The sequence below is a fragment of the Gottfriedia acidiceleris genome (genome assembly GCF_002128425.1).
GTDB lineage: Bacteria > Bacillota > Bacilli > Bacillales > Bacillaceae_G > Gottfriedia > Gottfriedia acidiceleris.
Window position 1 is genome coordinate 1 of sequence record NZ_NESS01000041.1, and the last position, 640, is coordinate 640.

1 pseudogene is annotated in these 640 nt (G+C 33.0%); it reads right to left on the reverse strand.

The window, feature by feature from the left end:
- Window positions 1–640 (reverse strand): annotated as a pseudogene (locus tag B6K90_RS23275) (group II intron reverse transcriptase/maturase); the annotation flags it as partial.

Genomic DNA, 640 nt, shown 5'->3' on the forward strand with positions numbered 1-640 from the left:
AATTGATCGATTTGGAATGTAGTTTCTCATGATGTAAGTAAGTATATTTCTATCGATAGCTTTTAAGTTATTATGTATTTTCGCTCTACCTTCGGCAGTGAAGTTACATATCGTTTGTGAAAAACAGCGAGGTAATTTCCACCGTTGGGCATGGATAGGGACAAAAACCATCTGCTGTATCTTAAATAATTTACTTTCATAACCTTTGTATCTTTTCTGTAAGGTCTTAGTCATATCATGAAAACTTGCCTCTGTTCTAATATTCTTTAGTTGATTATATAACGTTTTGCGTAGATGATAGTTTAACTTATTTAGATTAATAGTTATTTGAGAAGCAACAGAATAATAGTTTTGAATTCCCATTACCACTGTATTGAAATTCCAGACAGTCTGAGTACTTGGTTTTTTCTTGACCAATTTTATGGCTTCCTTTATCTTCTGGAAGGCATTTGCTTTTGCCTTCTTCGACATATCGGACTTTGCTACATACGTTTTTCCTTTTCTTACGGCTTTTACTGAAGAGCCAAGAAACTCGGAAGAGTTCTTCTTTAAATTGATAATTTTAGATTTCTCTTTACTGGTTTCAAGATGTAGTCTGTTCTTTAGGAAGTCTTTCAAAGCGTAATTCATTTTTATTGCC